We start from the raw sequence: 23,149 nt of genomic DNA on the forward strand, positions 1-23,149 counted from the left end.
CAAAAAATGAGACAGTTATTTTTTACATTTTTATTATTTAGTTCGTGGGTATGTTTGGGTTTCACCGATCCGGTAGGACAAATTTCCGGTTCAGTAATAGATCAGGAATTAAATGAACCTATTCCCTACGCCACCATCATTGTGAATGACATGGAAGGAAATCTGGTCACTGGGATCACTTCCGGAGATGACGGTACTTTTGTTCTTGAAAATATCAAAGCAGGAGATTACCTCTTTAAAGTTCAGTTTATAGGCTATAAGACTTACACTAAGGAAATACATATTGACAGAAATAATACCAATATCCAGATTGGGCAAATTAAACTGGAACCAGATGTGGCCATGCTGGATGAAACAGTGGTGATCGCTGAAAGGACTACTATAGAGCAACGGGTAGACAGGAAAGTGATAAACATCGGGAAAGATCTAATGACTACCGGTGCCAGTGCCTCTGAGATCATGGTGAATATTCCTACCGTGAATGTAGATCAGGATGGAAATATTTCACTTCGCGGGAATTCTAATGTCAGGATTCTGGTGGATGGAAAACCAACTAATATGGATCCTGCCCAACTACTTAAGCAGATTCCTTCAACTTCTATAAAAAGTATAGAATTGATAACTAATCCTTCAGCAAAATATAATCCTGAAGGAATGAGCGGAATCATTAATATTGTGCTTCATAAGAATGCCAACCAGGGATTTAACGGAAATCTAAATACCGGAATAACACAGGGAGAAAACACCAGGTTCAATGGTAACCTGGATATGAACTATCGTACCGGTAAATTCAATTTCTATGGAAATCTGGGCGGTAATTTCGGAGAACGTGAAAATGGCGGGATCATTCTTTTGCCAGATTCAGATAGCCGACAACAGTTCAAAATTGACGGTAGAAATGAATCTTATTTATATAAAATTGGGGTGGATTTTTATCTGGATGAAAAAAACACATTTTCAGTTTACACGAATCAGAATTATTTTGATGGTGGCCCAATTGGCGCAATATCATTTACAGATTTTAATGATCCATCCCGAAATTTCACCCAGAACCTGGATGCGAATTTTAAAAATACTAATTCCAGTTACAACTTCTTATATGATCACGATTTTGAAACAGAGGGTCATGAAATTCAGTTTGAAGTAGATTTTAATGATTTTGACGAAGATGAATTAACCAGTGTGGATTTTAATAATAATGAGCTTGACTTCACTCCATACGTTGATAAGGTTCATGAAGATCGTACCAATTTCACCGGAAATATTGATTATATAAACCCTTTATCTGAAGTTTCCAATCTTGAAATAGGTGCTGAGGCAAGACTTCTTGAAACCACTAATGATTATGATACCAGCAATCCAGATTTTTTAGATTCAGAATACAACTATACTCGTGATATTTACAGTTTTTATACCACATTCGGGCAAAATTTCGAAAAATGGAACTATCAGATTGGCGGTCGCCTGGAGAGCTACAATGTGAATGCCATATATAATGGAGAGCAGGTATATGAAGATGATTATGTAACGCTTTATCCAAGTGCATTTCTTAGCTATACCCCCGGAGAGAAGAATACATACCAGTTAAGTTACAGCCGAAGAGTGGATCGCCCGGGATTTAGCCAGATAAACCCTATTAGACAGGTGACCTCTCCAAGACTTACGGTAGCAGGAAATCCGGAACTCGATCCTCAGTTTACCAATTCTTTAGAATTCAATTATACCCGAAAACTTGGAAAAAAAGGAAGTATTACAAGTGGTTTATTTTTCCGAAGAACTGTAGATGAGATCAACCAGGTATTTCAGGAAGGCGAAGAACCTGGATCTCTGTTTTTAACTTTTACCAACTTTGGGAGTAATGATGCTTACGGAGCAGAATTCTCAAGCAACTATAAGTTTACCGACTGGTGGAGCACAAACACAAGTTTCGAAATTTATGGACAAACTATCAGCGGACTGGTAGGTACAGAATTTGCGGAAATTGAGAACACTGCTTTCAGCTTTCGCACCAATCATAATTTCAAAGCTACGGAAGCCTTATCTTTTTCCCTTTTCGGATTTTACAGAAGCAAGACTAAAGATCTTCAACAGGATGTAGATGACCTCTATTTCCTTAATCTGGGAGCTAGATATTCCTTCCTTGAAGACAATAAAGCTACCCTTAGTCTTAACTTTAATGATGTTTTTGACACTCAGGAATATCGTGTAATTGGCGGTAGACCTTTTGAACAGATCGGAACTTTTAAAGGCGAAACCCAGACGGTTTACCTTGGATTTTCCTATCGCTTTGGTGGCGGAAAGAACAAGGCTCTAAAGAGAAAAAATCGTGACGACGATAATGCCGGTGGAGGAATATTCTAAATTTGATGAAATTAGCCAACAAAAACCCTCGCTTTTTAGTGGGGGTTTTTTAATTCTATTTCAGAATGAATGTGAGGATTTAGCTTTAAAAATCTTTAAAGGAAAAATGATATAATTATTCTACATTTATAGGAATCTAATTTCCGCAAAGGGAGCATTTGTAAAATTAAATTCTTATTAATCATGAAAAAAAATGAGAACATAGCCTTAGAATTTAATGAATTTTCTAAAAATTACACCAATGATATGATTGGCTGTGCCCCTCATTATTTGCAATTAGTGGAAAGCTTTGTAAAATATTTTCCAGAAAACTTTAATCCCGGGTCTGTTCTTGATCTGGGTTGTGGTAACGGCAATATATCATCACAACTGGTTCCATATTTTCCAAATGCAACTTATACTTTGGTAGATGCATCTACAGAAATGATTAATCTATGTCGCCACAAGTTCAAGGACCATAATTTCATTTATCACAATAACTATTTTAAAGACTTCAGTTTTAATAAAGATAGTTATGATCTGATAGTTGCAGGATTTAGTCTACATCACCTAGAGGATAAAGAGAAACAATCCATTTTTAAGGATATTTATTCTTCCTTGAAACAAGGAGGAATATTTTCATACAGTGATTTGATGATAAGCAAAACTAATCCAGAGCATCCAAAAATTTTAGAAGAATGGCATAGTTTTGTTAATATCAGTTTTCCAGATGGTGAAAAATGGAAATGGATCATGGAGCACTACGATGCCTTTGACAAACCAACAGATTATAACATCCAAATAGAATGGATGAAAAATGCTGGATTTGATGATATCCAAATTCTATATAACCAGGGATACTGGATATATCTCCAGGCAGTGAAATAAGAATTATGCTTCTACAGCATACATTTTTTCACGCTGCTCTTTGATACTTTTATCACTCATATATTCATCAAAACTTAAGTAACGGTCAATTACTCCACGAGGAGTCAACTCGATCACTCGGTTTGCAAGCGTTTGTGCAAATTCGTGGTCATGAGTAGTGAATAAAACCGTTCCCTTGAAATTTTTCAGGGAGTTATTGAAAGCTGTAATAGATTCAAGGTCCAGGTGATTTGTAGGTTCGTCCAACATTAGAACATTCGCTCTAATCATCATCATTCTGCTCAACATACAACGAACTTTTTCTCCTCCAGAAAGCACTCGACAGGTTTTCAATGCTTCTTCCCCGCTAAACAACATTTTACCAAGGAATCCTCTTATATAAACTTCTTCTCTTTCTTCTTCTGTGGTTGCCCATTGACGCAACCAGTCTACTAAAGTGAGATCATTGTCAAAGAAATCTGAATTATCTGCTGGCAAATAAGATTGAGATGTAGTAACACCCCACTGATATTTTCCATTTACCGGCTTATGCTTTCCGTTTATGATTTCATAAAATGCTGATGTAGCTCTAGAATCCTTAGAGAATACCACCACCTTATCACCTTTGGCCAGGTTTATATCAATATTTTTGAATAGAGTCTCCCCTTCTATACTCGCTTCCAGTTTCTCCACATTCAGGATCTGATCTCCAGCTTCACGTTCTCTTTCGAATATGATCGCCGGATATCTTCTACTCGAAGGTTTAATTTCATCAATATTCAGCTTATCTATCATCTTCTTCCTGGAAGTAGCCTGTTTACTCTTAGCAACATTCGCGCTGAATCTCAGAATAAATTCCTGTAGTTCTTTCTTCTTTTCTTCAGCTTTCTTATTCTGCTGAGCTCTTTGTCTTGCAGCTAACTGGGAAGATTCATACCAGAAAGTATAGTTACCACTAAAGTGATTTATCTTTCCAAAATCTATATCAGAAATATGTGTACAAACCGAATCTAAAAAGTGACGGTCGTGAGACACCACGATCACGGTATTATCATAATTAGCAAGGAAGTTCTCTAACCAGCTTATAGTTTCGTAATCCAGGTCGTTCGTAGGCTCATCCATAATAAGCACATCAGGCTTTCCAAATAATGCCTGTGCAAGCAACACTCGTACTTTTTGTTGGCCGTCAAGATCTTTCATTTGCGAATAATGAGCGTCTGTCTTTATTCCTAAATTAGACAACATAGAAGCAGCATTACTTTCGGCATTCCAACCATCCATTTCCTCGAACTGTACCTGTAACTCACCAATCCTGTCAGCATTTTCATCGGAATAATCAGCATATAAAGCATCCATTTCCGTTTTAACCTCAAATAAAGGCTTATTACCTCTCATTACTGTTTCCAGCACAGGATATTCATCATACAGGTTGTGGTCCTGTTCAAGGACAGACATACGTTTACCAGGCTCTAAATGAACATGTCCCGAAGTAGGATCAGATTTCCCTGAAAGGATCTTTAAAAATGTAGATTTCCCGGCACCGTTGGCACCAATAATTCCATAGCAGTTCCCCTGAGTAAAGGTTGTATTAACCTCATCGAACAAAACACGTTTTCCAAACTGTACAGAAAGGTTTGATACTGAAAGCATAAACTAAATAAATTAATTTTTTGCAAAAGTAGTTATATTCAGCATTACTAAGAAAGATTAACGTTTTAAATATTTGTTTTAACGCACACTTAACACGCGTCGCTTCAGGCAGCTTCTATATTTGTTAAAAAATGGGGCAAACCGAAATGCTCTGTGGCCCAATACTACAGATGAAGTATTTTTTCTACCTAAGTCTATGCCTGGCGGTTTTGGTCACGGGATGTAATAACAATAATTCCGAAGAATCAAATTCTATTTATATAGGCGGCCAAATCAATAATCCGGAGACGGACTATGTCGTTATTTCGAAAGAAAATGAAACGATAGATACCCTATATCTTGACGAGAAAAATCAATTCGGAAAAGAATTTACAAATCTCGGAAGCGGCATTTATACCTTCAGACATCCGCCCGAAAGTCAGATAATTTATACAGAACCCGGAGATAGTATTGTGATATGGCTCAACACCATGTCTTTCGACGAGTCTTTAAATTTTAGTGGTGATGGCTATGAAAAAAGTGATTTCCTATTAGATATGTTTTTGAAGAATCAGAAAAATAATGATCTGATTTTAACCTACTATAAAATTGAGCCGACTGAATTCGCAAAAATGACCGACTCCATTAAAGCGGATAGAATTAAGGATTTGGAAGAATTACAGGAAAAGAATGATTTTTCAGAAGATTTTTTAAATATTGCCCGGGCCAGTATCAGTTATGAATATTACGATTTAAGAGAAAGATATACTTTCCTGATCAGGAAATACTATAATAACTTCGCCGAGAAAATCCCGGAGGATTTCAACAATTATCGTGAAGATATTAATTTTAATAATGAAGAACTTCAGGACTACTATGTGTACACCAATTTAATTGATGATTATCTCCGCTCTAAGTCTATAGAACATTGCCTTAAGGAGCATGGGGACAAAAAGAAGTGTCTTAATATCAATACTTTTTCAAATATTGAAAGAAGAATACTTTTAATAGATTCGCTTTCTACTATTGAACCACTAAAAAATGAATTTTTAGACCGGCTTTCTGCGCAGGCGATTACCATGTCTGAGAGCGAAGAAAGACTTGATTCTGTACTTAGCTTGCTAGAAAAAGTAGATTATAGCCGCATTGAAAGTGCCCGTGAATTAGCGCAAATACAGAAGAACTATTTTGTAGGAACTTCTTTGAACAGTTTAAATGCGGAAAACACAGAGGGAAAGATTTTGAGTTATTCTGAGATTATAAATAAACCAACCATCACGTATGCCTGGTCTTTATATGCTCCCACCCACCATAGATGGCAGCATCATATCATTAAAGATCTTCAGAAAAAATATCCTGAATTGGATTTTCTTGGGGTAAATATCGATCTTGGAGAGAGAGAAGAATGGCTAAGAACGCTGGAAACTTTCGGCTATGACAAGAACAATGAGTTTCAAATCACAAAACGCTCATCTTCCAAGGAAACCTATAAAAAATATCTGAACAAGGTATTTTTTGTAGCCGCCAATGGTGATATTGTAAAAGGAGATCTTCAATTAGGGACTCCCGAATTCGAAGACCAAATACTCGAATTTCTTAATAAATAATAAAGGCCACCATATGGCAGCCTTGGTATATTTTAAATCTTCCGCTATTTACTGATTTCCTTTCTTATGATCTGCAAGGAATTTCTCCAGCCCAATATCTGTTAATGGGTGTTTTAGAAGTCCCTCAATAGAAGAAAGTGGTCCGGTCATTACATCTGCACCAAGTTTAGCACATTCAATAACATGCATAGTATGTCTTACAGAAGCAGCCAGAATTTCAGTTTCAAATCCATAATTATCATAGATAAGTCTTATTTCAGCAATAAGATTTAATCCATCTGTAGAGATATCATCAAGTCTCCCAATAAAAGGAGAAACATAAGTTGCTCCAGCCTTAGCAGCCAGTAATGCCTGTCCCGGAGAAAACACCAAAGTACAGTTTGTCCTGATTCCTTTATCACTGAAATATTTTAGAGCCTTCACCCCTTCTTTGATCATAGGTATTTTAACCACGATCTGCTCATGAAGCTCTGCCAGCTCCTCACCTTCTCTTATCATTCCTTCAAGATCTGTAGAAATCACCTCAGCGCTTACATCGCCTTCTACCAGGTCACATATCTTTTTGTAATGTTTGAAGATATTATCCTTACCGGTGATTCCTTCTTTGGCCATAAGGGATGGGTTCGTAGTTACTCCGTCTAATACGCCAAGATCCTGTGCTTCCTTGATCTGATCAAGATTGGCGGTATCAATAAAAAATTTCATAGTTGTGTGTTATTTTGAATATTAATGAAATACGTTTTAAGCGGTAATAAAATTACAATTTATAATGCTTCATAAGCATTTTCTCATAGAGTTTATCGGGTAGCAGCGCTTTCAGTTTTACTGAAATCTTTTGCAGGCGCTCTCCTACTTTATAATGTACTTTTGGCTCCTCGGTTTCGATGATCTTCAAAATCTCCTTCGCCATTAGTTCCGGATCCTGCCCCGAGTCTACATGCTCATTCATTAGTTTGAGGGTATTTCCATACACTTCTTCGTAAGCAGATCCTTTAGTAACAGGAGCATGATACCTGCCTGATGCTATATTGGTTGCAAAATCCCCGGGAGCGACATTGGTCATTTTTATTCCAAATTGCTTGATTTCCATTCTATAAGCCTCGGCGGTAATTTCAAGAGCACTTTTGGTAGCGGAGTAAATTCCGCGATATGGTAACCCCATATATCCGGCAATTGAAGTCACATTTATAATGAGCCCGCTTTGCTGACTTCTCATTACAGGCAACACATTTTTGATCATATTTAGGGGACCAAAATAATTGGTCTCAAAAGCCTTTTTGATCTCTACTTCCGGAGTTTCTTCTATAGGACCGGTGATCCCAACGCCCGCATTATTAATAAGAATATCAATTTTCCCCTCTTTTTCAAATACTTCCTGAACAGCACTTTTTATTGTCTCTTCTTTAGTGACATCCAGTGCAACCAAATGAAAATTTTCAATAGAAGAATTCTGTGGATTTCTACTGGTACCGTAAACTTTAAAATTTTGTTTGCTTAAATAGGTCGCAATGGACTTTCCGATTCCGGAAGAAGCGCCGGTGATGAGCACCACTTTTTTTGAAGATTTCCCTTGTTTCATATCGCACAAATATGCAATAAATTTAGGAATTAGTAGAAACAAAAAATGGCAAGCGACCCACATCACACCGCTACGACCGCCTACCCTTGCTGCGTTCCCGCCCTGGGGGATTCAGCAGGAGCTGGTTGTGTGGGACTTGCCGGTGCAAATATACAATCTTTGTATCTTTTGGCAAGCTTTTTTTAATGTGAATTGGTTAATTTAGCTCAGTTTTCAAGCCTATTTTATGATGAATAAATTTAACTTACTGTTACTCTTTATATTAAACTTTTTATTTTTTTCCTGCGGAAGTAACAACGGAAATAAAAAATCTGATTTTTCATTAAAACTCGATCAAAACAAGTCAGAATTTAAGCTAAATCAGAGCCTGAAAGCTTCTATAGTAAACACTAAAAACAAAAACCTTGACTCGGTCTCCTTTTATATAGGAGATCAATATCTAAAAAGTTCAAAAAATGGAGATTTTAACCTGGATCTTCAAAATGTCCTGTTAGGGAACCAAAGATTAAAAGCAATTGTCTATAGCGAGGAATCTCCAGATACTCTTACAAAAAATATCAAGATCCTAAATACCGAAGCTCCCAGGGTATACACATATGAAGTTATAAATACCTATCCTCATGATGTTAACGCCTACACCCAGGGTTTGGAATTTCATGGTGACACCTTATATGAAAGTATTGGCCAGTATGGAAAATCCAAGCTAAGAAAAGTAGATCTTGAATCGGGCGAAGTGCTCAAAGAGATCAAACTGGACGATCAATATTTCGCTGAAGGTCTTACGATTTTAGGTGATAAGCTTTACCTATTAACCTGGCAGGAAGGTGAAGGTTTTATTTACGACCTGAATACTTTCGAAAAGACCGGAACTTTTGGATACAATCAAAGCGAAGAAGGTTGGGGACTTTGTAATAACGGAGTAAAAATCTTTAAAAGTGACGGAACCGAAAAGATCTGGATCCTGGATCCTGAAACCTTAGCCGAGAAAAGTTATATACAACCCACAACTCATAAATCTGTTGCTACAAAATTTAATGAATTGGAATGGGTTAACGGCAAGATCTATGCTAACACGTATCAATTCCCAAGTGTTGCAATCATAAATCCGAAAAATGGAGGAATCGAAGCCCTTATAAGTTTTAAAGGATTGAAAGAACAATTAGGGAATACTGATAGCCTTGATCCCAATAATGATGTTTTAAATGGTATTGCCTATAATTCAAATACCGACAAATTATATGTTACCGGCAAAAAGTGGGATAAAATATTCGAAGTGAAAATCGTAGAAAAGTAATGGAGATCAATCCCGAGATATACGAGAAAAAGCTGGTCGTTACCAAAAAGCATCTTGATAAACAAGAGCATGTGAATAATGTGGAATATGTGCAATGGGTCCAGGAGGTGGCTGAAGAACACTGGGAAGCGAAAGCTACTGAAGAGCAAAAATCGAAAGTGGTCTGGGTAGTAGTTAAACACGAGATAAGCTATAAAAAGGAAGCTCTTTTAGGAGATAATATCTCTCTTAAAACCTATGTTAGCGATACCACGCATGTAACTTCTACCAGGCACGTGATCATTAAAAATGCCGATACCGATAAATTACTTGCGGAAGCAAAAACCATCTGGTGCCTTTTAGATGCCGACACAAAAAAGCCAGTGAAAATCTCTGAAGAACTTAAAAGAGTCTTTTTACAATAGCAATGCATTTGAAGAAAAAAATCATTTCGACTTTAAAGAGAGTTCTTCTCTCAAAAAACAGTCTGAAAATAATTCCTGATAGAGGTTTACTTCGTTGATCTATAATCATAAAAAAGCCATCCTTTCGAATGGCTTTTTTTAGTATAAATATCTATTATTAGGCAACAAATAAAGGTCTTCCACTCATCATAGAATTTACCTCTTTCTTCACTGCAGTAAGTTCAGAATCATTTTCAATATTTGAAATCACGCGGTCTATGAGGTCAACGATCTTAGCCATATCGCTTTCTTTTAATCCACGTGTGGTCACAGCCGGAGTTCCAATTCTAATTCCCGAAGTCACGAAAGGCGATTTATCATCAAACGGAACCATATTTTTATTTACTGTGATGTCAGCTTTTCCAAGCGCCTCTTCAGCCTCTTTTCCACTTACATTCTTATTTCTAAGATCTATAAGCATCATATGATTATCGGTTCCACCGGAAATTACTCCGTATTCCTTAGCGACAAATGCCTTGGCAAGTTCTTTGGCATTTTTCTTCACCTGAACCATATAATGAAGGAATTCATCAGTTAAAGCCTCTCCAAAGGCAATAGCCTTAGCAGCGATAATATGCTCTAAGGGACCTCCCTGGTTTCCAGGGAAAATACCAGAATTAAGCATGGCAGACATTTTCTTAAGGTTTCCATTCTTCAATTTCTCACCAAATGGATTATCAAAATCTTTCCCCATAAGGATAATTCCTCCTCTTGGACCACGAAGGGTTTTATGTGTGGTAGAGGTTACAATATGACAATGAGGAAGAGGGTCACTTATTAGTCCTTTAGCGATGAGTCCGGCAGGATGAGCCATATCTGCTAAGAGAATAGCACCAACACTATCTGCGATCTCTCTGAATCTCTTATAATCGATCTCTCTCGAGTAAGCTGAGGCTCCAGCAATGATCATTTTAGGTTTTTCCTTTTCAGCGATCTCCGCAACCGCATCATAATCGATCAAACCGGTTTCTTTATCTACTCCGTAAAAAACAGGGTTATAAAGTTTTCCTGAAAAATTCACCGGAGAACCATGCGTAAGGTGACCTCCATGAGAAAGATCAAAACCAAGGAATTTATCCCCCGGCTTCATCACGGTATGAAAAACCGCTGTATTCGCCTGTGAACCCGAATGAGGTTGCACGTTGGCATATTCAGCGTTGAATAATTCCTTTAGACGGTCTATCGCAAGCTGTTCTACCTGGTCTACCACCTCACAACCTCCATAATATCGTTTGCCGGGGTAACCTTCAGCATATTTATTTGTAAGTACAGACCCTGCTGCTTCAAGTACGGCCTCACTTACAAAATTTTCACTCGCAATAAGTTCCAAACCATTTAACTGGCGCTCTTTTTCTTTAGCTATTAAATCAAATACCTGGGTGTCTCGTTGCATTACAAAATTTTACGTTAAATATTCGGTAAAAGTAACAAATACATTCGGTTAATTACAGGAAAATAATATATTTGAGTCAACTAGATTTTAACAAAAAACCAACATTTTTTATGTCAATTACCGCTAACGATCCAAATAGAAAAACCTGGTTGGATATTCCTGGCGATACCGATTTCCCTATTCAGAATATTCCTTTTGGAGTATTTCTTACCCGTGATGATGTGATCACCATTGGTACCAGAATTGGTGATTATGCGATAGACCTTGGAGCTCTACATCAATTAGGTTATTTTGAAGGGATCCCACTAACTGACGATATATTTTTACAGGACACTTTAAACGATTTTATATCTGATGGCAAGAAAACATGGCGATTGGTGAGAAACCGTATTGCCGATATCTTTGATGCTAATAATTCAAAATTAAAAGATAATCAGGACCATAGAAATACGGTGCTTTTTACTCTGGACGAGATTGAAATGCAGATGCCTGTTCAGGTTGGAGATTATACAGATTTCTATTCTTCTAAAGAACATGCTACTAATATCGGTACCATGTTCAGGGATCCAGATAATGCCCTGTTACCAAACTGGCTGCATATTCCAGTAGGTTACCACGGAAGAAGTTCTTCCATAATTCCTTCGGAAATTCCGGTTCACCGCCCACAGGGACAAACGAAACCAGCAGATTCAGAAGAACCAGTTTTTGGCCCCTCACAAAGGGTTGATTTCGAATTGGAAATGGCATTTATTACCACAGATGCAAACCATTTGGGTGAGCCAATCCCGGTAGATGAAGCTGAAGACTATATATTCGGTATGGTGCTTTTCAACGACTGGAGTGCCCGTGATATTCAAAAATGGGAATATGTCCCGCTAGGACCATTCCTTGCCAAGAATTTTGCCTCTTCTATTTCTCCATGGATCGTAACTATGGATGCTTTAGAGCCTTTTAGAACCGCAAGTCCAAAACCTGAAAAAGAATTACTTCCTTATTTGAAGTACTCAGGAGATAAGAGTTTTGATATTAATCTTGAAGTATTCCTTCAGCCAGAAGGTGGTGAGGAAAACTCACTTTCCAAGTCAAATTTTAAATATCTTTACTGGAACATGAGTCAGCAACTTGCTCACCATACGGTGAATGGTTGCCCGGTGAATTCTGGTGACATGATGGCTTCAGGTACAATTTCCGGAGCTTCAGAGGATTCTTTTGGATCTATGCTGGAACTTTCATGGGGTGGTAAAAAACCTATCAAGTTAAAAGACGGGTCTGAACGTAAATTCGTTGAAGACAATGATACCGTGATCATGAGAGGGTTTTGCCAGAATGGTAATTCCAGAATTGGTTTTGGTGAAGTAAGATCTAAATTACTTCCCGTTTACGTACCTAAGAAAAAATAAGCGATTATCTATAATAGAAAAAGCCCCTACTTTATAGCAGGGGCTTTTTTATTTTATTGCCTTTCTGAACTTGATCAGGATTTCAGTCAATAGTTAAGTAATTAAACGAGTTCTTTTAATTTACTGGCAGAAATTCCCTGATGTGAAGAATGATGAACCACTTCCCTGTTCTTAAGAACAATTAGTTGCGGACTTTCATGCCTAACCCTAAATTTTTCAGCAATCGCATTAGAAATATCCCTGTGAGCTCGAAGATCCAGAAAATAGAGGTCTATTGCTTCATTTTCATCAAGATCATAGTCAGATTCAAACATTTTCAAGACCATTCTACTAATTCCGCAAGTAGTAGAATGTTTTAATATCGCTACCGTTCTTTCCTCAGATCGCTCCTCCATTTCATCTAATTGTGCCATCGAATTTAATTCTATCCAAGGAGTTGCAGATTTTTCTTCGGAATTTTCCTTCTTTTCAGAATTGAATATTTTATCAAATAAACCCATAACATTCTTTTTCCCAAAAATAAATCTAAGTAACTTTAATAGACGAAAAATTTCAACGAAATTTTAATACTATTAAATAAAATGCCATTTTGTCGGTAATTTTTTAATAATACACGTCATTTTGACATTTATTCTGAATGGTACATGTATTGTCTTATCAATTTCAAAAAATAGTACCTATGAACTTTAATAATTTTACTATAAAATCACAAGAGGCTATCCAGCAAGCACAGCAACTTGCTCAGGAAATGGGCCATCAGCAAATTGAGAACGAACACATTTTTAAGGCTATCAGTATGGTAGATGAAAATGTGACTCCATTTCTGCTGAAAAAACTGAACATAAACGTTAACCTTTTTACTCAGATCCTGGATAAAAGCCTGGAAAGTTTTCCTAAAGTTAGCGGGGGCGATATCCATTTATCCCGAGAAGCAGGAAAAACAGTAAATGAGGCCTCTACTATCGCCAAAAAGATGGAAGACGAATATGTATCTATAGAACATTTGATCCTCGCTATATTTAAATCTTCAAGTAAAGTTGCCCAGATTTTAAAAGATCAGGGAGCGACTGAAAAAGCTTTAAAAGCGGCCATAGCCGAATTGCGCCAGGGGGATAAAGTCACTTCACAGAGTGCTGAAGAAACTTATAATTCTTTAGACAAATATGCGCGAAATCTTAATAAGCTTGCTGAAGAGGGAAAACTGGATCCCGTAATTGGCCGTGATGAAGAGATAAGAAGAATCCTTCAGATCCTTTCGCGTAGAACCAAGAACAACCCGATGCTCGTTGGGGAGCCGGGAACAGGAAAAACGGCGATCGCAGAAGGACTGGCACATAGAATTGTAGACGGCGACGTTCCGGAGAACTTAAAAGACAAAAGAATTTATTCCCTGGATATGGGAGCCTTAATCGCAGGTGCAAAATATAAAGGTGAATTTGAAGAAAGGCTTAAAGCAGTGATCAAGGAAGTGACTTCCAGCGATGGAAGCATCGTACTTTTTATTGATGAGATCCACACACTCGTGGGTGCTGGTGGCGGACAGGGAGCCATGGATGCCGCCAATATTCTAAAACCTGCGCTCGCTCGTGGGGAGCTAAGGGCCATTGGAGCCACTACCCTGGATGAGTATCAAAAATATTTCGAAAAAGATAAAGCTCTGGAACGTCGATTTCAGAAAGTGGTCGTAGAAGAACCCGATGTGGAAAGTGCCATTTCAATATTGCGCGGAATCAAGGAAAAGTATGAGACACACCATAAAGTAAGGATCAAAGATGAAGCGATCATTGCTGCGGTAGAACTTTCTCAACGCTATATCACCAACAGATTTCTGCCTGATAAAGCTATCGATTTAATGGATGAAGCAGCTTCCAAATTAAGAATGGAGATCAACTCCAAACCGGAAGAGCTCGACGTATTAGATCGTAAGATCATGCAATTAGAAATCGAGATCGAAGCCATTAAACGTGAAAAAGATGAAGCTAAACTAAAATCTCTCCGGTCTGATCTCGCGAATCTTAAAGAAGAACGAAATGATCTTCATGCAAGATGGATGAGTGAAAAGGATGTGGTAGATAATATTCAGAAGGCAAAGTCTGAAATTGAAGAATACAGGCTAGAAGCCGAAAGGGCTGAGCGTGAAGGAGATTATGGAAAAGTGGCTGAATTAAGATATGGAAAGATCAAAGAAGCTCAGGAAACATTAGAGAAGCTACAGAAACAAGTTGCTGACAATCAAAATGAGAAATCCTTGATCCAGGAAGAAGTCACCAACGAGGATATTGCCGAAGTAGTAGCAAAATGGACCGGAATTCCCGTAACAAAAATGCTCCAAAGCGATCGCGAAAAATTACTACACCTTGAAGAAGATCTTCATAAGCGAGTAGTTGGTCAGGACGAAGCGATCATCGCGGTTAGTGATGCCGTAAGAAGAAGCAGAGCAGGATTGCAGGATCAAAAGAGACCTATTGGATCATTCTTATTCCTTGGTACTACCGGAGTGGGTAAAACCGAGCTAGCGAAGGCATTGGCTGAGTATCTCTTTGATGACGAATCTGCCATGACCAGGATCGATATGAGTGAATACCAGGAAAGACATTCGGTAAGCAGATTGGTTGGAGCTCCTCCCGGATATGTGGGTTATGATGAAGGCGGACAATTAACCGAAGCGGTGCGCAGAAAACCATATTCTGTGGTCTTACTTGATGAGATTGAAAAAGCACATCCCGATACCTTCAATATTCTCCTGCAGGTATTGGATGAAGGAAGATTGACCGATAATAAAGGTCGGGTAGCCGACTTTAAGAATACGATCATCATCATGACTTCAAATATGGGAAGCCATATTATTCAGGAGAAATTTGAGAATATCAAAGATCTGGATACAGCTATGGAAACTGCAAAAATTGAAGTGCTGGGCTTGTTAAAACAAAGTGTTCGTCCGGAATTCATAAACAGAATAGACGACATCGTGATGTTTAGTCCGCTAACCCAGAAAAACATTGAACAGATCGTAGGCTTACAATTGAAGGGAGTTAAGAAGATGCTGGCAAAACAGCATATAATTCTGGATGCAACTCAAGAAGCTATAAAATACCTTTCAACTAAAGGTTTTGATCCACAATTCGGTGCAAGACCCGTGAAAAGAGTGGTTCAAAAAGAAGTTTTAAATAAGCTTTCTAAAGATATCCTTTCGGGCAAAATCCATATAGAGAGTATTATATTGCTGGATGAATTTAATGATGAACTGGTCTTTAGAAATCAGGAACACCTGGCAGAAAATGAATAATTAGAGTTTATTATATAAAACAAAAAGCGGTAGATTTCTCTACCGCTTTTTTAATAAATTGATTCATCAATCATTACCATCTATCAATTTCCTTTTTCAGTTCTTCTTTAGACTGGCCCGTTTTCTCTTGCATGCGACCAAGCATTTCATCAAACTTTCCTTCGGAATAGGTGGTATCATCATCAGTTAATTTACCATACTTCTGTTTAAACTCACCTTTAATTTGTTTCCATTTTCCTTCTCTCTGATCTTCATTCATAACATATTGGTTTTAATTGTTAATAGAATAAAGATATTTAAACATCACCCTTAGACATCCCAAGAAACTCCTATAATTGTCTTAACAATTTGTTATTTTTGAAATCCAATTAAATTTCATGAGAAAAATCATTGCGCTGTTACTCTGCGCTTTCTTAATATGTAGCTGTGCGGTAACCCGTAAAATTGAAAATGATACTATCCAGCTGAGATTTTTAGATGAGTATGTATTACCCGCCAATATTGAAATTGACAATACTATTGTTGGCGGACTTTCAGGAATTGATTACAAAAAAGGCAACTATTATCTGGTAAGTGATCAATCTTCTCAACCTCGAATATACAGGGCTGATATAAGTATCAAAAACAATAAATTTAAAGAAGTTTCCTTTGAACAGCTTATAAGTATTAAGAAAACTAAAGAATTCTCTAATGAGGTTCTGGATCTTGAAGCAGTGAGATTTGATTCTAAACGGAACGAGTTTGTAGTTACCAGTGAAGGAGGCATTGATGATGATGATAAGAATCCCGGTATTTACAGGATTTCTAATATTGGGCAAATTCAGAATTCTTTTAATATTCCTGAATATTTCAAAGCTGGTGATGTTCAAAAACCCAGAAACAACGGAGTTTTTGAAGGATTAACAGAAAGTTTTGATCAGCAGGCTTATTGGGTGGCAACCGAACTTCCTTTAGAAAAAGATTCTTCAAAACCAAAGATATTTCCCTCAAGATCGCATATTAGGATCACCAAATTTGATAAAAATACCGGTGAACCCATTAAACAGTTTGTTTATAAGCTTGACGGGATTTCAAAACTTCCCATAAATTATTTTGCGGTTAATGGAGTAACTGAAATCCTGGAATATGCAGAAGATAAATTTCTAATCCTGGAAAGAGCTTATTCCGCAGGATATGGTTCCCACGGTAATACCGTGAAAATATTTGAAATTGATGCTTCCCAAGTGACAAACACTTTGGAAATACAGCGATTAAAAGGAGAAGACTATACTACGGCTGAAAAAAAACTTTTATTCAACTTTAAATCTGTTAAGGATAAATTGACCCAGGGGATCATAGATAATATTGAAGGAATGAGTTTTGGGCCTCTACTGGAAAATGGCCAACAATCATTAATTCTGGTTTCAGATAATAACTTCAACAGTTTTGCAGAGCAATTGAATCAATTCATTTTAATGCAGATCAATATAAACGAAACTAATACGGTAACAAATTAAAAAACACATCGTCAAATCCCAAACTTAAAAAACAACTATCATGGCCAACATCATCATATTTTTTTTCTCGTTTGTTCTAACTTTCGGATGTAATTCCAATGAGAATATTCCTCAGCCGTCAAGTGAAGCTGTAACTACCTACTATTTGATTCGTCATGCAGAAAAAGATCGTAGTAATCCTGAAAACGAAGATCCAGAACTTACTGAAAAAGGATTGGAGCGGGCCGCTAACTGGACTGAAGTTTTAAAAGATATCAATTTTGACGCCGTTTACAGCACAAATTATAAAAGAACCAGACAAACCGCAAAGCCTCTGGCAGATCTTAAAAAGTTAGAAGTATTAAGTTATAATGACAAAAAATTTTACGATCAGGAATTTAAAAATGCGACTTCAGGAAAAACTGTCCTTGTGGTGGGACACAGCAACACCACCCCAATGTTTGCAAATGCTATTCTCGGGGAGAAAAAATATGAAAATATCGATGACTCAGAAAATGGCGCACTTTTTATAGTCCAGGTTCTAAAAGATGGTTCTGCGATAAGCCAGGTGATCTATATTAATTAAGATCCCAGCTTGACCTTAATATCTTTGGTTTCGATTAGTGAAAGTAGTTCCAGTTCCCGTTTTTCATAAAGACTATCCAGTTTTTCTAGCGGAGTTGACAGCACTTCGTATTTATAATTTTCATAATCTACGAACCTGATCCCTTCAATAATACGGTGATTAAAAGCTTTTCTAAAACGCATTCCGCCACCATTCACATCAAAATTATAAGCCAGATAATCCACCTCAAAATTTTGAGTATCTATCCAGTAAAGATATTCGTCCTCATGGTCTGTTCCCCCGCCATCTTCAGCAAAGGTTACTTTTACTTCATAATATTCACGTCCGGCAATACTATCCTTCCCAATTAATTCCTTATTCGCTGCATCGGCATTTAATCCGTAGGGTAGCTGAACGAAATAATGCACAGAATTTATTGAATTCCCAACTGGCAATACTAGTGAATCCTGAAGTATCACCGCGGTATCATTCACAAAACGCTCCAAGCCTTCATTATTCAAAATATCATGAACTCTGTTCCCTGTAGAATCTACTACTTTTCTTTCGAGTTGAAACTTCCCTCCATTTCGTATGCTTTTATAATCTCTTTTCCTGAAAACGAAATCAATTTGTGCATTTTTATACCTTTCTCCGCCGGCATTTTTTATGGCTTTGTTCACGATCTCATTGGCAGTCAGTTCCTTTTTTTCTTCGGAACAGGAAGCGAAACATAAGATTAGAAACAATAAAGAAATGTACTTCATAGGTGTCGATATAAGAGCTGCAAAAATAAAAATTTTTGTTTAGGAAGCTCTCACAGATAATTTTAAAATTGCTTTAGCATGAAATTAGCTTAAAGCTTGTATTTTTGTGCCTATATGAAGAATTCTATCAACATAAAAAACCGTAAGGCTAAATTCAATTATGAGTTTCTGGATAAATATACCGCAGGTATAAAATTAGCCGGAACTGAGATAAAAGCTATACGGGAAGGAAAGGCAAATATTGCCGAAAGTTTTTGTGAATTCAATAATCATGAGCTTTTTGTAATCAATATGCATGTTGAAGAATATTCTCATGCCACTCATTTTAATCATAACCCAAAAAGTGAGCGGAAATTATTACTTCAAAAAAGAGAATTACGAAAACTAGAAAAAGAAGTTACCAATTCTGGTTTAACCATCATTCCTCTAAGATTATTTATTAATGACCGTGGTCTTGCCAAATTGCAAATATCTCTTGCGAAGGGTAAAAAATTATATGACAAGAGGGAAACTATAAAAGATCGGGAAAGCAAACGTCGTTTAGACCGAATACAGAAAGAATACAAATAAATTCCATTTTTTTTTCGTTCAGTAATAATCCAAAATCTAATGCATGTTTAAAAAGCTACCTGGTCTATTACTGTTGCTGACAGTTTTCCATACCTATTCCCAAATTACCGGAGAAGTAAAAGATGAAAATGGCAATCCCTTGCCCTATGTAAATATTTATACTGAAACCGGCTCCCAGGGGACCACCACCAATGATGATGGTATCTACGAACTGAAAATTGATAAAGAAGGGAATTACACCCTGGTTTACCAATTTCTAGGTTACAAAACACTTAAGAAGAAAGTCGAAGCAACGGAGTTTCCTATGACTATTAACATAGTCCTGAAAGCTGAAAGTACCAGCCTGGATGAAGTTACCGTGCAAAGTGGGGAGAATCCTGCCATTAGAATTATCAGAAAAGCAATAGATAATAGAGAGCTAAATGCAGAAAAATTGGAATCTTTTACTGCTGATTTTTATTCCCGTGGATTATGGCGTATCAAGAACGCTCCCGAGAAAATTTTAGGCCAGGACGTGGGTGATCTTGGTGGTGGCCTGGATTCAACCAGAAGTGGAATTGTTTACTTAAGTGAAACCATTTCTGAGATCGCTTATCAAAAACCTGATGATTTTAAAGAAAAGATCATCGCTTCAAAAGTAAGCGGTGATGATAATGGCTTTAGCTTAAACTCGGCTCAGGAAGCATACTTTTCTTTTTATGAAAATACCCTGGATATCAACAGTGAAATGGTGTCTCCCATAGCTGAATATGCTTTCAATTATTACAAATATAATCTTGAAGGAACTTTTTTTGATGATCAGGGAAATATGATCAACAAAATAAATGTCACTCCAAAAAGGGAGAATGACCGTGTTTTTTCTGGTTTTATATACATTGTAGAAGATCTTTGGCAGATCTATGGCGTGGAACTAAAAACTACTGGTCAGGCAATTCAGGTTCCTCCAATAGAAGAATTGGTTTTTCGACAGAATCATAAGTATTCACCTGAAAATAAACTTTATATCCAGATCTCACAGAGCGTTGATTTCAGTTTTAAGATCTTCGGTTTTGGGGGAGATGGAAAATTTACGGCTGTTTATAGCAATTATGAATTCAGTCCGCAATTCAATAATAACAGCTTCGGAAGAGAAATTTTGAGTTTTCAGGAAGAAGCCAATAAAAAGGATTCTCTTTTCTGGAAAGAAAAAAGACCGGTCCCGCTTACTACTGAAGAAATTGAAGATTATGTAAAAAAGGACAGCATCCAGGAAGTAAGAAGCACTAAAAAATACAAGGATTCTGTAGATACGGTAAAAAATAAATTCGGGATCTCCGATGTGCTTTTTGGATACTCTTATAGAAATTCCTGGAAAAACAGAAGTTTTAGTATAAGTGCACCCATTGCAGGAATAGGCTTCAACACGGTCCAGGGCTGGAATACCGATGTTACTTTAAGTTATACTCAAAGAACAGGAGATGATCAGGAAAATTACTGGAGAATTTATTCAGACATTGATTATGGTTTAAGCGAAAAAAGATTTAGGCTGAACGGAGGTTTTGAGAAGAAATTCAATAATTTCAATAAGCCCTTTCTAAGAATTTCAGGAGGTGTTGCTTCAAAACAAATAAATTCCCGGGAACCTATCTCTCCTTTACTGAATAGTATTACCAGCATTTTCTTCGAAAGAAATTATATGAAGCTTTACGAAAAAAGCTTTGCCAATATTGGTTATGGTCAGGATGTATTTCCCGGAGTCAGATTATTCGGAGAACTCAGCTGGGAAAACAGAAAGGCATTGACCAACCATAAAGATCATGTTTTTATAGATTGGGAAGACAGGAGCTATAATTCCAATAATCCTTTTCAGCCGGATAATTTCGGTAGCCTTCCGTTTGAAGAACATTCGATTTTCAAATCAAACCTCTCTACAGATATCACCTTCGGACAAAAATATATGAGTTATCCTAATGGTAGATATAATGTGTATGAGTCCAAATATCCCAAATTAAAACTAAGCTGGGAAAAAGGTTTTGCTGGAAGTGAAGCGAAATATAATTTTGATCAGTTCAAAGCTCAGATCAGGCAGAATTTAGATCTGGGAAATAAAGGTGAGTTTCAGTATTTGATCAACGGTGGAGTGTTTTCCAATTCTGAAGATATAAGCCTGGTAGATTATCAACATTTTGATGCCAATCAAACCCGGATAGGTTTTGGCAGTTATGTTGGGAAATTCAATTTGATGCCTTACTACAACTTCAGCACCAACCAGAACTATGCTGAATTTCATGCGGAACATAATTTTCAGGGATGGGTACTTGGAAAACTACCTTTGATCAATAAATTGAATTTTAACCTGATACTTGGCGCCCACAGACTAACTACAACCAACAGAAATCCGTATTCAGAATATTCGGTTGGAATAGACAATCTCGGGTTCGGAAAATATAGATTTTTGAGACTGGATTATGTAGTGTCAGATTTTGGTGGGAAACAAGACGGAGCTTTTATATTCGGACTGAAATTTTAAATATAAAAAGAGGTAAAAAAGCCCGCTATCTTCGTTTTCATAAGATTGTCATTCCGACTCAGGAGGAATCTCTTGACACCACAGATTCTTCACTTTGCTTTCTCTTCGTTCTGAATGACATACGATTGCTCTTCCGACGCAGGAGGAATCTCTTGACACCACAGATTCTTCACTTTGCTATCGCTCCGTTCTGAATGACAAAAAAATTAATTAGAATAAAAAAGCTGAAATCTTAAGATCTCAGCTTTTCATATTCCGTTTCGAAATAGAATTCTATTCTTCCTCGTCTTTATTTTCTTCAGTTTTAGCGGAATCTTCTTCTTTCGAAAAATCTGTAAAACCATTTTCGATCAAAATATTATACCATTGGAAGATCTTCTTCATATCACTGGCATAAACCCTGTCCTCATCATAGTCTGGAAGAATTTCAGAAAAGTAATCCTCCAGCTCTTTTTTAGATGATTTATGGCTTATGGCAGCCCCGCCATCTTCTTTTTCTTTGATCTTTTGAAAAACTTCACCCAGCGGAATCTCTTCAGTATAGGTATAAATAGCGATCTCGCTCAAAATACTCACATTGTGACGCATGTTTACTGCTATCTTCTTTCCGTCAAGCATAGATTTTGCAACAAAGCCTCCTCTGGTTTGAGCCGTAAGCTCGTACAAACCGGGTTTTCCAGAAATGGCAAGAATTTTATCTAATCCCATAGTATTTTTTTATTTAGGTTGGCAAATATCAATTCCCACAATCAAATATCAAAGCCTTTAGCGGGCTTTTTTTGCATTGGGAAAGCGCATCTTATAATCTATATTGATCTTGCCTTTGGAAATATTAGCGAGTTTACCTTTTATCAGTCTCTTTTTCAGACTGGAAAGCTTATCTGTAAACAGAATTCCCTCTATATGATCATATTCATGCTGAATAACCCTTGCCGCCAAACCAGAATATTTTTCAGTATGTTTTTCCCAGTTTTCGTCGTAGTACTCGATCGTAATATCAGGCTGTCTGAAAACATCTTCACGAACCTCAGGAATACTTAAGCAACCTTCGCTAAAAGCCCATTCTTCACCGGTTTCTTCCGTTATCTTCGGATTTATGAACACTTTTCGCATATCCTTTAAGGCTGTCTGTTCAGCCTCCTCCAGTTCTTCATCTTCTGCGAATGGAGCCGGATCTATCATAAACATTCTAATAGGCAATCCCACCTGTGGTGCAGCAAGGCCCACGCCGTATGCATTATACATGGTATCCCACATATTGTTGATCAATTCCTCAAGTTTCGGGTAATCCTTATCTATATCTTTGGCTTTCTTTTTTAAAACCGGATCTCCGTATGCTACAATTGGTAAAATCATTTCTTAAAGTTTTCAGCTTTAAGCCCTAAGCTATAAGCCTCTTTTAATTCTAAATATTTATCAACCTTGGCA

The 23,149-nt window shown here is 37.1% G+C and carries 20 protein-coding genes and 1 other RNA gene; 11 read left to right on the forward strand and 10 right to left on the reverse strand.

Features of this window, described 5'->3' with window-relative positions; genetic code table 11:
- Positions 1–6 precede the first annotated feature (6 nt).
- Both LGQ90_RS06035 and LGQ90_RS06040 read left to right on the forward strand, forming a co-directional pair.
- Positions 7–2,361: a TonB-dependent receptor gene (locus LGQ90_RS06035; protein ID WP_229339197.1), complete on the forward strand. Its 2,355-nt coding sequence runs from the start codon at positions 7–9 to the stop codon at positions 2,359–2,361.
- A gap of 183 nt (positions 2,362–2,544) precedes the next feature.
- Complete coding sequence (locus LGQ90_RS06040) at positions 2,545–3,228, forward strand: class I SAM-dependent methyltransferase (RefSeq protein WP_229339199.1); 684 nt, start codon at positions 2,545–2,547, stop codon at positions 3,226–3,228.
- A gap of 3 nt (positions 3,229–3,231) precedes the next feature.
- On the opposite strand, the gene LGQ90_RS06045 is transcribed toward LGQ90_RS06040, so the two are convergent.
- Entirely contained in the window at positions 3,232–4,857 is a 1,626-nt protein-coding gene (locus LGQ90_RS06045; RefSeq protein ID WP_229339201.1) for an ABC-F family ATP-binding cassette domain-containing protein, read from the reverse strand.
- A gap of 131 nt (positions 4,858–4,988) precedes the next feature.
- Between LGQ90_RS06045 and LGQ90_RS06050 the strand changes: the two genes are divergently transcribed.
- Entirely contained in the window at positions 4,989–6,443 is a 1,455-nt protein-coding gene (locus LGQ90_RS06050; protein WP_229339204.1) for a TlpA family protein disulfide reductase, read from the forward strand.
- A 48-nt stretch (positions 6,444–6,491) separates the two neighbouring features.
- On the opposite strand, the gene fsa is transcribed toward LGQ90_RS06050, so the two are convergent.
- The 3 genes from fsa to ffs form a co-directional block, all read right to left on the reverse strand.
- Positions 6,492–7,148, reverse strand: coding sequence for a fructose-6-phosphate aldolase (gene fsa / locus LGQ90_RS06055; protein WP_229339206.1), 657 nt, complete (start codon positions 7,146–7,148; stop codon positions 6,492–6,494).
- A gap of 52 nt (positions 7,149–7,200) precedes the next feature.
- Positions 7,201–8,022, reverse strand: coding sequence for an SDR family oxidoreductase (locus LGQ90_RS06060; RefSeq protein ID WP_229339208.1), 822 nt, complete (start codon positions 8,020–8,022; stop codon positions 7,201–7,203).
- A gap of 43 nt (positions 8,023–8,065) precedes the next feature.
- An RNA gene (gene ffs / locus LGQ90_RS06065) (signal recognition particle sRNA small type) lies at positions 8,066–8,164 on the reverse strand.
- An 84-nt stretch (positions 8,165–8,248) separates the two neighbouring features.
- Between ffs and LGQ90_RS06070 the strand changes: the two genes are divergently transcribed.
- Together LGQ90_RS06070 and LGQ90_RS06075 are read left to right on the forward strand one after the other, a co-directional pair.
- The gene (locus LGQ90_RS06070; protein ID WP_229339210.1) at positions 8,249–9,316 is read left to right on the forward strand and encodes a glutaminyl-peptide cyclotransferase; all 1,068 of its coding nucleotides are present in this window, start codon (positions 8,249–8,251) and stop codon (positions 9,314–9,316) included.
- A complete protein-coding gene (locus tag LGQ90_RS06075; protein WP_229339212.1) occupies positions 9,316–9,720 on the forward strand; it encodes an acyl-CoA thioesterase in 405 nt (134 codons plus the stop codon). Before LGQ90_RS06070 ends, LGQ90_RS06075 begins: the two co-directional genes overlap by 1 nt.
- A gap of 157 nt (positions 9,721–9,877) precedes the next feature.
- Here LGQ90_RS06075 and LGQ90_RS06080 read toward each other — a convergent pair whose 3' ends face one another.
- Complete coding sequence (locus LGQ90_RS06080; RefSeq protein ID WP_229339214.1) at positions 9,878–11,152, reverse strand: serine hydroxymethyltransferase; 1,275 nt, start codon at positions 11,150–11,152, stop codon at positions 9,878–9,880.
- Between the two features lie 110 nt (positions 11,153–11,262).
- Here LGQ90_RS06080 and fahA point away from each other — a divergent pair, with 110 nt between their 5' ends.
- Entirely contained in the window at positions 11,263–12,552 is a 1,290-nt protein-coding gene (gene fahA / locus LGQ90_RS06085) for a fumarylacetoacetase (protein WP_229339216.1), read from the forward strand.
- Between the two features lie 101 nt (positions 12,553–12,653).
- Here the strand turns inward: fahA and ytxJ are convergent, their stop codons facing one another.
- Positions 12,654–13,052, reverse strand: a complete 399-nt coding sequence (gene ytxJ, locus LGQ90_RS06090) for a bacillithiol system redox-active protein YtxJ (protein ID WP_229339219.1) — start codon at positions 13,050–13,052, stop codon at positions 12,654–12,656.
- Between the two features lie 179 nt (positions 13,053–13,231).
- Here ytxJ and clpB point away from each other — a divergent pair, with 179 nt between their 5' ends.
- A complete protein-coding gene (gene clpB / locus LGQ90_RS06095) occupies positions 13,232–15,838 on the forward strand; it encodes an ATP-dependent chaperone ClpB (RefSeq protein WP_229339222.1) in 2,607 nt (868 codons plus the stop codon).
- Positions 15,839–15,911: 73 nt separating this feature from the next.
- Here the strand turns inward: clpB and LGQ90_RS06100 are convergent, their stop codons facing one another.
- Entirely contained in the window at positions 15,912–16,097 is a 186-nt protein-coding gene (locus LGQ90_RS06100) for a CsbD family protein (RefSeq protein ID WP_229339224.1), read from the reverse strand.
- Between the two features lie 118 nt (positions 16,098–16,215).
- On the opposite strand from LGQ90_RS06100, the gene LGQ90_RS06105 reads away from it, so the two are divergent.
- Entirely contained in the window at positions 16,216–17,334 is a 1,119-nt protein-coding gene (locus LGQ90_RS06105) for an esterase-like activity of phytase family protein (RefSeq protein ID WP_229339226.1), read from the forward strand.
- 40 nt (positions 17,335–17,374) lie between these two features.
- Positions 17,375–17,899 carry a SixA phosphatase family protein gene (locus LGQ90_RS06110; RefSeq protein ID WP_229339228.1) on the forward strand — a complete coding sequence of 175 codons (525 nt, stop codon included), beginning with the start codon at positions 17,375–17,377 and terminating at the stop codon, positions 17,897–17,899.
- On the opposite strand, the gene LGQ90_RS06115 is transcribed toward LGQ90_RS06110, so the two are convergent.
- Complete coding sequence (locus LGQ90_RS06115) at positions 17,896–18,642, reverse strand: DUF6503 family protein (RefSeq protein WP_229339230.1); 747 nt, start codon at positions 18,640–18,642, stop codon at positions 17,896–17,898. The genes LGQ90_RS06110 and LGQ90_RS06115 overlap by 4 nt on opposite strands.
- A gap of 114 nt (positions 18,643–18,756) precedes the next feature.
- Here LGQ90_RS06115 and smpB point away from each other — a divergent pair, with 114 nt between their 5' ends.
- Positions 18,757–19,212: an SsrA-binding protein SmpB gene (gene smpB, locus LGQ90_RS06120; RefSeq protein WP_229339232.1), complete on the forward strand. Its 456-nt coding sequence runs from the start codon at positions 18,757–18,759 to the stop codon at positions 19,210–19,212.
- Between the two features lie 43 nt (positions 19,213–19,255).
- On the forward strand, positions 19,256–21,721 hold the full coding sequence (locus LGQ90_RS06125) for a DUF5686 and carboxypeptidase regulatory-like domain-containing protein (RefSeq protein WP_229339234.1): 2,466 nt from the start codon (positions 19,256–19,258) through the stop codon (positions 21,719–21,721).
- 273 nt (positions 21,722–21,994) lie between these two features.
- Here LGQ90_RS06125 and LGQ90_RS06130 read toward each other — a convergent pair whose 3' ends face one another.
- The gene (locus tag LGQ90_RS06130) at positions 21,995–22,429 is read right to left on the reverse strand and encodes a DUF5606 family protein (protein ID WP_229339236.1); all 435 of its coding nucleotides are present in this window, start codon (positions 22,427–22,429) and stop codon (positions 21,995–21,997) included.
- A gap of 57 nt (positions 22,430–22,486) precedes the next feature.
- A complete protein-coding gene (gene def, locus LGQ90_RS06135; RefSeq protein ID WP_229339238.1) occupies positions 22,487–23,077 on the reverse strand; it encodes a peptide deformylase in 591 nt (196 codons plus the stop codon).
- Between the last annotated feature and the right edge of the window lie 72 nt (positions 23,078–23,149).

The sequence above is a fragment of the Christiangramia sediminis genome, assembly GCF_020552705.1.
Classification (GTDB): domain Bacteria; phylum Bacteroidota; class Bacteroidia; order Flavobacteriales; family Flavobacteriaceae; genus Christiangramia; species Christiangramia sediminis.